The following is an 11,869-nucleotide window of genomic DNA, read 5'->3' as shown; positions in this document are numbered from 1 at the left end:
GGATTGTTCCGGTCTCACTTCACGTATTCGATCTCATTGACGTACCAGCTGGCTTCCCCGGCAGGGGTGTTCACCACCGCGAGATCGCCGACCTCTTTTTTCAGCAGCGCACGCGCCATGGGGGAATCGATAGAGATGTAATCCTTACGGCCAAAAATTTCATCGTAGCCAACAATGCGGAATTTGCGGATATCGCCATTGTCGTTTTCAATCTCGACCCACGCGCCAAAGAAGACTTTACCCTCTTGCTGTGGGGAGTAATCGACAATTTTCAGATTCTCCATGCACTTGGTCAAATAACGGACGCGACGGTCGATCTCGCGCAGGCGCTTTTTATTATACTGGTAGTCAGCATTTTCGCTGCGGTCGCCCAGACTTGCGGCCCAGGTAACCTTCTTGGTGACTTCCGGGCGCTCTTCACGCCAGAGATAATTGAGCTCTTGTTTGAGTTTTTCATACCCTTCACGGGTTATCAGGGGCGTTTTCATCTTATTGTTTTACCTTCGACTCTGTGATGATGCGCACAATTAGTATTACATGAGCATATCAACAGAATAAATAATGTATTGCGAGAAACATTGTATACTTAAGCTGCTGTTTAATATGCTTTGTAACAATTTAGCCTGGAATTCATACCAGAATTTGCTGGTGACTCACGCGAGCTTTCTTAAGAATATACACTTAATTGTTGCGAACCTTTGGGAGTAATAACAATGCAAGAGAACTATAAGATTCTGGTGGTCGATGACGACATGCGCTTGCGTGCGCTTCTGGAACGTTATCTGACCGAGCAGGGCTTCCAGGTTCGAAGCGTCGCAAACGCTGAGCAGATGGACCGTCTGCTGACCCGTGAGTCCTTCCACTTGATGGTTCTGGATTTAATGCTGCCAGGGGAAGATGGCCTGTCAATTTGCCGCCGCCTGCGCAGTCAAAGCAACCCAATGCCGATCATTATGGTGACGGCGAAGGGCGAAGAGGTTGACCGTATCGTTGGGCTGGAAATCGGTGCTGACGATTACATCCCGAAACCCTTTAACCCACGTGAACTGCTGGCGCGTATTCGCGCGGTGTTGCGTCGTCAGGCGAACGAACTGCCGGGCGCGCCTTCTCAGGAAGAAGCCGTTATCGCTTTCGGTAAGTTTAAGCTGAACCTGGGGACGCGTGAAATGTTCCGCGAAGATGAGCCGATGCCGCTCACCAGCGGTGAATTTGCGGTGCTGAAAGCGTTGGTAAGCCACCCACGTGAACCGCTGTCCCGCGATAAACTGATGAACCTGGCGCGTGGTCGTGAGTACTCCGCGATGGAACGTTCCATCGACGTGCAGATTTCTCGTCTGCGTCGTATGGTGGAAGAAGACCCGGCTCATCCTCGTTATATTCAGACCGTATGGGGTCTGGGCTACGTTTTTGTTCCGGACGGTTCTAAAGCATGAGGCGAATGCGCTTCTCGCCACGAAGTTCGTTTGCTCGCACGTTATTGCTTATCGTCACCTTGCTGTTTGCAAGCCTGGTGACGACCTACCTTGTGGTGCTGAACTTCGCGATTCTGCCGAGCCTCCAGCAGTTTAATAAGGTCCTGGCCTACGAAGTCCGTATGCTGATGACTGATAAACTGCAGCTGGAGGACGGTACGCAACTGGTCGTGCCACCTGCATTTCGTCGGGAAATTTACCGTGAGCTTGGTATTTCCCTTTACTCCAACGAAGCCGCTGAAGAAGCAGGTCTGCGTTGGGCGCAACACTATGAATTCTTAAGCCATCAGATGGCGCAGCAGTTGGGTGGTCCAACGGAAGTACGTGTTGAGGTCAACAAGAGCTCGCCTGTCGTCTGGCTGAAAACCTGGCTGTCACCCAATATCTGGGTACGCGTGCCGCTCACTGAAATCCATCAGGGTGACTTCTCACCGCTGTTCCGCTATACGCTGGCGATCATGCTACTGGCTATCGGTGGCGCGTGGCTATTTATCCGTATTCAGAACCGGCCGTTGGTAGATCTGGAACATGCGGCGTTACAGGTGGGAAAAGGCATTATTCCGCCGCCGCTGCGCGAGTATGGCGCCTCTGAGGTGCGCTCTGTTACCCGAGCCTTCAACCATATGGCCGCCGGCGTAAAACAGCTGGCTGATGACCGTACACTGCTAATGGCGGGCGTGAGCCATGATTTACGCACCCCGCTTACGCGTATCCGTCTGGCGACGGAAATGATGGGTGAAGAAGATGGATACCTCGCGGAGTCTATCAACAAGGATATCGAAGAGTGTAATGCCATTATCGAACAGTTCATCGATTATCTGCGAACGGGTCAGGAGATGCCGATGGAGATGGCCGATCTGAACTCGGTATTAGGTGAAGTGATCGCGGCAGAAAGTGGTTACGAGCGTGAAATTGAGACTGCATTACGTCCTGGCGTCATTCAGGTGAAGATGCACCCACTGTCTATCAAACGCGCGGTTGCTAATATGGTGGTTAACGCCGCCCGCTACGGTAATGGCTGGATTAAGGTCAGCAGCGGTATGGAACCGCATCGCGCCTGGTTCCAGGTCGAAGATGACGGGCCGGGTATCAAACCGGAACAGCGTCAACACCTGTTCCAGCCGTTTGTACGCGGCGATAGCGCGCGTAGCACCAGCGGCACGGGCCTGGGACTGGCGATTGTGCAGCGTATTATCGATAACCATAACGGTATGCTGGAAATTGGTACCAGTGAACGGGGCGGGCTGTCGATACGCGCCTGGCTTCCGGTGCCCTTCACGCGTGCGCAGGGGACAACGAAAGACGCGTAGAAAAGGGAGGCTAAATGCCTCCCTTTTTATTTCGCTAACCGCCTGATGTTGCTGCGCTTATCAGTTGCTGTAGGCCGGATAAGACGAAGCCGCCATCCGGCACTTTTCGTTACAGCTTCGGACCGGCGCTGACTAACGCGGCGCCCGCAGGCGTGTCGGTGTACTTCTCGAAGTTCTCAATAAACAGTTTCGCCAGCGCATTGGCTTTTTCCTGCCACTGCTCCGGGGATGCGTAGGTATTACGCGGATCGAGAATACGTGTATCCACGCCCGGCAGTTCGGTTGGGATTGCCAGGTCAAACATCGGCAGACGGAACGTTTCCGCATCATCCAGCGACCCGTTCAGGATGGCATCGATAATGGCACGGGTATCTTTGATTGAGATACGTTTGCCGGTGCCGTTCCAGCCGGTGTTAACCAGATAAGCCTGTGCGCCAGCCGCCTGCATGCGTTTTACCAGCACTTCTGCGTACTGCGTTGGGTGCAGTGACAGGAATGCTGCGCCGAAACAGGCAGAGAAGGTTGGCGTTGGCTCAGTAACGCCACGCTCGGTGCCAGCCAGTTTGGCGGTAAAGCCAGACAGGAAGTGATACTGCGTTTGATCGGCCGTCAGGCGAGAAACCGGTGGCAGTACGCCAAATGCGTCGGCGGTCAGGAAGATGACTTTGGTTGCATGACCCGCTTTTGACACCGGCTTAACGATATTGTCGATGTGATAAATCGGGTAGGAAACGCGGGTGTTCTCGGTTTTGGAACCATCATCGAAATCGATGGAGCCATCTTCGCGCACGGTGACGTTTTCCAGCAGGGCATCACGGCGGATCGCGTTGTAGATTTCCGGCTCAGCATCTTTAGACAGTTTGATGGTCTTCGCGTAGCAACCGCCTTCAAAGTTAAACACGCCGTCGTCATCCCAGCCATGCTCATCATCGCCAATCAGGCGGCGTTTCGGGTCGGTGGACAGCGTGGTTTTACCGGTACCGGACAGACCAAAGAAGACTGCAACATCACCTTTTTCACCGACGTTTGCTGAGCAGTGCATCGATGCAATGCCTTTCAGCGGCAGCAGGTAGTTCATGACGGAGAACATACCTTTCTTCATCTCGCCGCCGTACCAGGTGCCGCCAATTAACTGAATGCGTTCGGTCAGGTTGAACGCCACGAAGTTTTCGGAGTTCAGACCTTGTTCTTTCCACTGTGGGTTAGTGCATTTTGCACCGTTCATCACGATGAAATCAGGTTTGAAATCAACCAGTTCTTCGTCGCTCGGGCGGATGAACATATTTTTGACAAAATGTGCCTGCCAGGCGACTTCAGTAATGAAGCGCACGGAAAGGCGGGTATCCGCATTAGCACCGCAGAAAGCATCAATGATAAACAGACGTTTGCCGGAGAGTTGATGGGTGACTAACCCTTTCAAATGCTGCCAGGTTTCCTGGGAAAGTGGTTTGTTGTCGTTCTTACCTTTACCTTTGTCGGACCACCAGAGCGTGTCTCGTGTGGTGTCGTCACGGACAATGTACTTATCCTTTGGCGAACGCCCGGTAAAGATACCGGTATCAACTGCAACGGCGCCCAGATTCGTTAACACGCCACGCTCATAACCTTCCAGGTTTGGATCAAGTTCTTCCTGATAAAGCGTGTCGTAGTCTGGATTGTAAACGATATCCTGAACGTCATTGATACCATAAGCCTTGAGATCTTGCGGGGTTAAACTGTTGTTCACACGCATTTCACTGCTCCTTAGCCAATATGTATTACCTGGAATAGTAAGGTTTTTTAGGGATTGCTAACCGCGACAAGGCTCATAGATTTACGCATCCGGTAATTCCACGAATAACCGAATACGCTGCGACTCCTGTCACAAAGAGGCGGATATTATGGCAGGAAACCCTTTTTTGTTGTGGAAAATGTTCTTAAAACGTTAATGGAGAGTGTTTTTGGCGGGAATCTTGTGAGTGTAATCGCATTCATGTAAGAAATAAACGTAACTCAAACATAAACAATATCGATTCACCTCGCGCAGCTGAGGTCCGAAATGGGCTGACGAATACTCATATTTGTGAAGTTGATGCGATAATTAGATTTTATCTTCTTTCTGGAAAACGACATGGACAGTGTTGAGCTTTCACCAACGACCCGCTGGGGCATGGTCTTTATCGGACTGCTACAAGGGTGTGTGTGCTACCTGCTGATGGCGTATCTTGCGCCGCAGAACAGTGACTGGCTGTTCTACGGGATGCCCGTAACGATTGCACTCTCCTCAGCGCTTTTGCTGACTGTCGTCTCATTTAAGCAACGTGCGCTATGGTGCTGGATGGCGCTGATCTGCGTGGTTGTGCTGGCGATGAGTGTGTGGCTGAAGTGGAGTGTGGCGGACAGTGACAGATGGCGACAGGATGACATTTTTTTTGCCTACGGTTGGCGCTTATTGTTGATGGCGATGCTGGCTTTGCCGTGGATTCAATATCAACTTCACGCCCGTCGTGAACAGGCTCGCTATCCACAGTTTTATACCTACCTGTGGCTTAACTCGCTGACGTTGCTGATCGCTTTTGTGGCCAACGGCCTGTTCTGGCTGGTGCTCCTGCTGTGGAGTGAAATGTTTCAACTGGTCGGAATCACTTTCTTCAACACGCTTTTCTTTGAGACTGACTGGTTTGTCTATCTGGCGCTTGGCCTGATCACTGCACTGGCAGTGGTGCTGGCGCGTACGCAGTCGCGCCTGGTTGCTGCGGTGCAAAAGTTGCTGACGTTCCTCGCCACAGGTTTACTCCCACTGGTTGCACTGTTAGCGCTGATGTTTATGCTGACCCTGCCTTTCACCGGACTGGATGCTATCTCACAGCGCGTGTCAGCGGCGGGTCTAATGTCTACGTTGACGCTGATCTTCCTGTTGCTGATGGCCATCGTGCGCGAGCCGCACAAAGAGGCGTTACCTTATCCTGGTGCATTACGATATTTGATTAACGCTTCACTGGTTGTTGCTCCTCTCTATATGCTGATTGCCGGTTGGGCAATGTGGCTGAGAATTCATCAGTATGGCTGGACGCCTGAGCGTTTGTATGGCGCATTAGTGGTCTTTGTATTACTGGTGTGGTCCCTCGGTTATCTGGTCAGTATTTTGCGCGCTGGAGGCAATCCGCTCGATATTCAGGGAAAGGTCATTCTTGGCGTTTCGCTCCTGACATTGGGCCTGTTGATTCTGCTGACGTCGCCGGTCATTGATGTCTGGCGTATTAGCGTCAATAGCCATATGGGGCGCTACTACAGCGGGAAAATTACGGCTGACCAGGTCAGTCTGTATATGTTGGATCACAGCGGAAAACCCGGTCGCGCCGCACTGGAAGCATTACAAAAAGATGATGCGTTCAACAAAGACAGCAAACGCAGGCGTGATTTAAATGCCATTCTGCGAGGGCATCGCGATCCGGTAAATGAGCTGACGGCAACGCAGTTAGCGCCGAAGGTGATGATTGCACCGGGAAGCAAGAAGCCCGATGACGCGTTTTGGACGTTTTTACAGGGACAACGCTACCGGATCGCTTCCTGTATCGAGCAGGATGCATGTGTGTTGGTGGATCAGGACCTCAACGCGGATGGGCAGCCCGAGCAAGTATTGTATGCTTTTGGTGATGGGGAGAGTCTGGTCTTTGGCGTTAAGGAGAACAAATGGATGTTGATTGCGACAGCCCGACTACCGGAGGGATTCAATAAAGAGCAACTGCTGCAGGCGCTGGCGAATCATCAACTGGATTCGGCCCCCAGAGTCTGGCGGGATATCACCATTAATGGCAAAAGACTGCCAATGACTTATTACAATGAGTGAATCTGTTGCCGGATGGCGGCGCGAGCGCCGTATCCGGCCTACAACAGTTTTACCGTAGGGCTTAAAGCTGCGCGCCACCGGCAAAACGGGGATTAATGCACCTGTGGATCGGCAGGGGAGGCGTTGCTGCGGATCTCTGCAATATCCATGGCGTTAAACAGATAGTGGCTACCGCAATAATCGCAGTGCATATCGATCTCACCTTCTTCTGCCAGAATGCTGTCAACTTCTTCATCCGGCAGCGTTTTCAGAGCGCCTGCGCAGCGTTCGCGCGAACAGGTACATTTGAACTCAACATCCTGCGGATCGTAGAGGGTGACTTCTTCTTCGTGGTACAAACGCCACAGAACTTCGTTGGCTGGCAGCGTCAGCAACTCTTCGGCTTTGATGGTTTCTGTCAGTGCTGCAAGGTGATCGAAATCATCTGCCTGTGCGTTTTGCGCTGGCATGACCTGCAACAGCATACCGCCAGCAGCAGGTTTACCGTCGACGTCGCCAGTACGGATAAACAGACGCGTCGGCAGCTGTTCTGAACGCATGAAGTAATCTTCCAGGCAGGCCGCCAGCGTGTCACCTTCCAGACCGACCACGCCCTGATAGCGTTCGCCTTCTTCCGGTGTAATGGTGATCACCAGGTAGCCGTTGCCAACCAGTGTTTTCAGATCGGCATCTTCAGGGATATCACCCTGTATACGAGCCACTCCGCGCATTTGCTGGTTGTTGTTGCCGTTAATGACCGCCAGGCTCAACGGACCGTCGCCTTGCAGTTGAACGGTGATATCACCGGCAAACTTCAGCGTCGCGGTCAGTAGACTGGTGGCAACCAGCAGCTCCGCCAGCACGGTTTTGACCGGCTGCGGGTAAGTATGATTTTCGAGGATCTGTTGTAGGGTTTGTGAAACGGTTACCAGCTCGCCGCGCACGGCAAAGTTTTCAAACAGATAACGATGTAATTGGTCATGTTGCGGCATAATCATCTCTCTTGCAGGTGACAGTCACTCGCTGTCGCCGTGTTTAAATCGTAACAGGTCGCGGCGCTCTTTTTTGTCCGGTCGCCTGTCCGGATGCGGCATGGTTAACGCGTTAAGTTTACGCGCCAGCGCCATTTTTTCGCGTTTTTCCACGCTTTCCGCGGTTTCTTCATACAGCAGAACGGCTTCAGTTGCCGGGCGACGCTGCTCGCTAATGGCTTTAATAATGACCGTCCGTTCGTCATTTCCCTGGCGCAGGGTGAGGGTCGCATTTAGCTCGACAATCTTACTCGGCTTGCTGCGCTGCCCGTTGTAATGCACCTTACCGCCTTCAACCATTTCGCGGGCGACTGCGCGCGTTTTATAAAAGCGTGCTGCCCACAGCCATTTATCCAGCCTGACTTCGACAAGGGGCTTCTCTTTCATGGCATCTCCTTCACATCAGTGAGGGGATCAGTCGGCGGTAGTCATTGAGTGACGGATGGCGTGCATACTGTTTTTCCGCTGTACCGGAGTCGGGGTTAGTTACGCCGAGGCAGTAACGAATGCCGAATTGAGCAGCGGCGTCGAGAATGGGTTCGCTGTCATCAATAAACAACGTCTTCTCTGCACTCATTCCCGTTTCTTCAGCGACAGCGTGCCATAACCGCTGATCCTCTTTGGGATAACCAAATGTGTGGGTGGAAAGTAATAAATCAAGGTGTGAAGCCAGACCGGTATGCTGAAGCTTCACCGCCAGGTTATGCGGATGCGCATTGGTGAGCAAAATACGACGTTTGCCGCTGGCTTTCAGGGCATCAAGGAACGGTACCGTATCTTCACGCAGTACGGCACGTGGTCCCTGTGCGGTTGTCATAGCGCATATATCCAGACCCAGGCGTTCGCTCCAGTAATCCAGACAGTACCAGTTTAGCGTATGCTGTACGGCATGATACTGCTGACGGATAAATTCCTGGGCTTCCTGGGGAGAGATACCCTGTTGCGCGCCGTAGGTTTCCGGCACCAGTTTTTGCCAGAAATAGTTATCGAATGCCAGATCGAGCAGCGTACCGTCCATATCCAGCAGAACGGTGTCGACGTCCTGCCAGGCAATATCTATGTGCATGGAAACTCCCCAGAGGAAAACAAGATGCGCGACAGGGTAGCATATTCCGTCGCGCGGGCGTGTTATCGAATCAGGCTTTCTGGGGCCTCAATCAGCGTTGGATTCAGGCAACTCTCGTAATATTCCTGAATCTCCGTGATGCGGGAACGATGACGCTGGTAACGTCTGAATGCCTGAACGCTGTTGTAGATAGCGCATCCCAGCATGGAGAGCATCAGCAACGTGGTGCCAAGATAGCGCCATAAACCTGAACGATCCGGGATTCGGTGCAGGCCAATGTGCTGGGTACCGTTGGCGTCGGTCGAGATGTTGGTGACAATCCCTTCAGCGCGAAATGGCGTTTGCATAAGCATCTGGGCAAGACGCTGGAAGGCGTTCCATTGTTCTTGTGGCGGATAGTCGTACAACGAGGTCGCCGGCCAGGGCTGATCAACCAGGTCGCTGCCTTCGTCACTGATAATCAGGAAACCACCGGGGGCAGGGCTATTCAGTGCCTGAGCCGCCCGGGCGGTCTCGCGTGAAATGAACGGTGCCGTAGAGGTATTCACCAGGTTATCCAGTGATTCGGCGCTTACCGGGCGCAACAGCACATTTACACCATCCAGTTTCCCGGCGTTTGCTCGCTTAACGAGAGCGTTCCAGTCCTTACTGTTACCCAGGTTAACCAGGGCATTTTTCAGGCGTACGCATTCATCTTCGGCGGCACATAGATCGGCGGTTTTCAGGACAATATCGCCAAAATCATCCAGCAACACCATGCCGGACTTCTGAATGGCTGAGCGTAACGATGAGCTGACGCGAGAGTCATCGTCGGGTTTGGGGTGCAGTTGGCGGTTAACACTTTGGGTCAGCGCGGTTGCCTTATTGACCAGGTCGGACTCGGGCAGCGGCAGGGCGCGCGCGTCATTCCAGATAATCTGCGAACAATCAAATGGCATAAAAGGTGTCGCAGGTTGTGCGTTCCAGCTCCCCTGAGTATGGATGTTACACATCCCCGTGCCACTCAGATGCAGCGTATCGCCCACGCGTACGCCTGCCTTTTCCAGTTGCTTAACGCTGGTGGCCTCAATAGTTTGCGCCCCTTTCATCCAGGAAAGCGTAAGTTTAATCGGCATATCCAACGGGACCCAAAACAGCAGCATTAGCAATACCAGCAACGAACCGCTGGCAATGACGGCGCTGCGTAGCCAGTGCTGCAACGGGAAGTTTTTCACCTCGTCATGCAACGATAAAAAACGCCCCTGGCGGACAACATGGCGATCCAGATAGATATCAATATCCGTTTGCTGGCCAAGGTCCTGTGCAATGTAAGGCTGCCAGTGTGGTGGATAAATCAGGTCAATAATACCCAGGGAGATATTATTAATTTGCTCCTGATCGTTTTCACCAAACAGCCCCCAGCGACGTGGAGTGCCACGCAGACAGTGGATTTCTCGTAAGGCCGTTTTAGACGGTGGTGCAAACAGGCCCCACAGACCCGCAGCCAGCAGCAACACTGCGCCACCGGCGGTCCACGGTACGAACGTGTCTGGCATGATTAAACAGAAAAAGAACAGCAGGAATGATGCGGCAATCAGTAACGCTTCGCGCAATCCCGACGGGCGGCTGAGCGCATACTCTTCATGCGTTTCCTGGCGAATATTCAGCAGTTCAATCTGCTCGCTTTCTTCACCGCGTATGGACGCCTGAGTAGACGCGGTATGCTGTAGCGCATAGCCACGCGCTTCCTGCATATACTCTTTCAGCGTGTGACCGTTCAACGAGATAACCAGCGGCAGCGTATTGGTGTGGATCAGCTCAACGCTGTTTTCATCATTGATGTATTGTTCCCAGAAGGGAGGCAAATGTACTTCGACGGAGTCGAGATAGTAGCGCCATTTGTTCGGATCGTCGGTGGTGATGCCATAGCGCGTAATTGAATGCGTCAGTACGATGACGCTATTACTTTGGGCATTCAGGGTTAACGATACCGGTGCCGAACTGGCACCTGTTGGGCCAGGCACCTGCTGAATTTGACTGAGGTTTTCGAGATAGTTTTCGACCGCACCACGTTCTTCGGGTGTTAGTTTACGCTTAGAGGCGTCAGAGAAGACGTTGCTCAACGGTAATTTTTGTTGTCTGAATTTTGATCTGAATCGCCACCCTGCAAGCAATGAGCAGGCCAGCAAAGCAGCTAAAAAAATCAGAATGGTGCTCATGCTTTCCCCATCTTACTTAGTCTGTCAGGCGTGGTCAGTCGCACCCTGTTCAATATTCGTGATTCTGTGGTTGGCTATCGGCAAGTGTGGAGTTGAACTTGAGCATCTTTAAGTACAGCCCAATAAATGCGAATAATAGCAAAATCACCAAAAACGGAATATCAGCAAATTCCTGGAGTTATTTCAACCTATTGACTTTTAATTTGAAATAGGGATTAACTTTTAGTACGTTACATAAATGTAAATAAACGGCAATTCACATTGCCGAAACCGTGCTGTATATCGCACAATAACCCCAGATTTCACAGCAAAGATCCTCATGATGAGCAAATCATTACAAAAACCCACGATTTTGAAAGTGGAAACCGTCGCACAATCCCGACTCTTTAAAGTCGAAAGCGTGGACCTTGAGTTCAGCAACGGCGTACGTCGTGTTTATGAGCGTATGCGCCCATCCACGCGCGAAGCGGTAATGATTGTGCCGATTGTGGATGACCACCTGATCCTCATTCGCGAATATGCGGTCGGAACCGAATCCTACGAGCTTGGTTTTTCCAAAGGGTTAATCGATCCGGGTGAAAGCGTGTTTGAAGCGGCTAACCGGGAACTGAAAGAAGAAGTAGGATACGGTGCGAAGGACCTGACGTTTTTGAAAAAACTCAGCATGGCGCCTTCCTATTTCTCCAGCAAGATGAATATTGTGGTCGCAGAGGATCTTTATCCTGAGTCGCTGGAAGGTGATGAGCCTGAGCCATTGCCACAGGTGCGCTGGCCGCTGGCGCATTTGATGGATCTGTTAGAAGACCCTGACTTCCACGAAGCGCGTAATGTCAGCGCGCTGTTCCTGGTTCGTGAATGGCTGAAAGGGCAAGGGCGATTGTAGTTTATGTTGCCGAATGTCGGCTGACGCCTTATCCGACCTACAACATCCAGCAATATCAAATGATTGCGCCGAAAATGTAGGCCGGATAAGCGAAACGTCAT

Annotated in this window: 10 protein-coding genes; 4 read left to right on the top strand and 6 right to left on the bottom strand. The window is 52.1% G+C overall.

Translation table 11 applies throughout. From position 1 onward, the window contains the following. Positions 1-14: 14 nt before the first annotated feature. On the bottom strand, positions 15-488 hold the full coding sequence (gene greB / locus NNO03_RS01960) for a transcription elongation factor GreB (RefSeq protein ID WP_137383524.1): 474 nt from the start codon (positions 486-488) through the stop codon (positions 15-17). Between the two features lie 225 nt (positions 489-713). On the opposite strand from greB, the gene ompR reads away from it, so the two are divergent. Next, complete coding sequence (ompR, locus tag NNO03_RS01955; RefSeq protein ID WP_001157751.1) at positions 714-1,433, top strand: two-component system response regulator OmpR; 720 nt, start codon at positions 714-716, stop codon at positions 1,431-1,433. After that, complete coding sequence (gene envZ, locus NNO03_RS01950; protein WP_271448664.1) at positions 1,430-2,782, top strand: two-component system sensor histidine kinase EnvZ; 1,353 nt, start codon at positions 1,430-1,432, stop codon at positions 2,780-2,782. Before ompR ends, envZ begins: the two co-directional genes overlap by 4 nt. Positions 2,783-2,891: 109 nt before the next feature. Here envZ and pckA read toward each other — a convergent pair whose 3' ends face one another. Next, entirely contained in the window at positions 2,892-4,514 is a 1,623-nt protein-coding gene (pckA, locus tag NNO03_RS01945; protein ID WP_271441391.1) for a phosphoenolpyruvate carboxykinase (ATP), read from the bottom strand. A gap of 378 nt (positions 4,515-4,892) precedes the next feature. On the opposite strand from pckA, the gene NNO03_RS01940 reads away from it, so the two are divergent. Next, positions 4,893-6,611 carry a DUF4153 domain-containing protein gene (locus NNO03_RS01940; RefSeq protein ID WP_271448663.1) on the top strand — a complete coding sequence of 573 codons (1,719 nt, stop codon included), beginning with the start codon at positions 4,893-4,895 and terminating at the stop codon, positions 6,609-6,611. A 92-nt stretch (positions 6,612-6,703) separates the two neighbouring features. Here NNO03_RS01940 and hslO read toward each other — a convergent pair whose 3' ends face one another. From hslO to igaA, 4 genes are all read right to left on the bottom strand, one after another. Then, positions 6,704-7,582: an Hsp33 family molecular chaperone HslO gene (hslO, locus tag NNO03_RS01935; RefSeq protein ID WP_005121631.1), complete on the bottom strand. Its 879-nt coding sequence runs from the start codon at positions 7,580-7,582 to the stop codon at positions 6,704-6,706. Between the two features lie 24 nt (positions 7,583-7,606). After that, the gene (hslR, locus tag NNO03_RS01930; RefSeq protein WP_271448662.1) at positions 7,607-8,008 is read right to left on the bottom strand and encodes a ribosome-associated heat shock protein Hsp15; all 402 of its coding nucleotides are present in this window, start codon (positions 8,006-8,008) and stop codon (positions 7,607-7,609) included. Between the two features lie 10 nt (positions 8,009-8,018). Continuing rightward, entirely contained in the window at positions 8,019-8,687 is a 669-nt protein-coding gene (gene yrfG, locus NNO03_RS01925) for a GMP/IMP nucleotidase (RefSeq protein WP_048213552.1), read from the bottom strand. Between the two features lie 62 nt (positions 8,688-8,749). Then, positions 8,750-10,885 (bottom strand): intracellular growth attenuator protein IgaA, encoded by a 2,136-nt coding sequence (gene igaA / locus NNO03_RS01920; protein ID WP_271441395.1) that lies wholly within the window; start codon positions 10,883-10,885, stop codon positions 8,750-8,752. 322 nt (positions 10,886-11,207) lie between these two features. Between igaA and nudE the strand changes: the two genes are divergently transcribed. Beyond that, on the top strand, positions 11,208-11,768 hold the full coding sequence (gene nudE / locus NNO03_RS01915; RefSeq protein WP_115602375.1) for an ADP compounds hydrolase NudE: 561 nt from the start codon (positions 11,208-11,210) through the stop codon (positions 11,766-11,768). Positions 11,769-11,869: the final 101 nt, after the last annotated feature.

Origin of the sequence: Citrobacter sp. Igbk 16 (genome assembly GCF_028069755.1) — a bacterium.
Taxonomy (GTDB): domain Bacteria; phylum Pseudomonadota; class Gammaproteobacteria; order Enterobacterales; family Enterobacteriaceae; genus Citrobacter.
This window is presented reverse-complemented; position numbering and strand designations above follow the sequence as displayed.